A 227-nucleotide genomic window follows, 5' to 3' on the forward strand; every position below is an offset into this window, starting at 1 on the left:
TAAAACAGTCATCGACTTTGGCTGTGGTTCCGGCATTCTGGCGATCGCGGCGCTGAAACTGGGTGCAGCAAAAGCCATTGGTATTGATATCGATCCGCAGGCGATTCAGGCCAGCCGCGATAACGCCGAGCGTAACGGAGTCTCCGATCGTCTGGAGCTGTATTTGCCGGATGCGCAGCCAGCGGCCATGAAAGCCGACGTGGTGGTCGCCAACATCCTGGCAGGCC

The 227-nt window shown here is 58.6% G+C and carries 1 protein-coding gene; it reads left to right on the top strand.

The features are described from left to right. Positions 1 to 227 (top strand): 50S ribosomal protein L11 methyltransferase (locus tag ABFY71_RS19195; protein ID WP_347947478.1); only part of this gene is annotated, 227 nt, incomplete at both ends.

Origin of the sequence: Devosia alba (assembly GCF_039938915.1) — a bacterium.
Lineage (GTDB): Bacteria > Pseudomonadota > Alphaproteobacteria > Rhizobiales > Devosiaceae > Devosia > Devosia alba.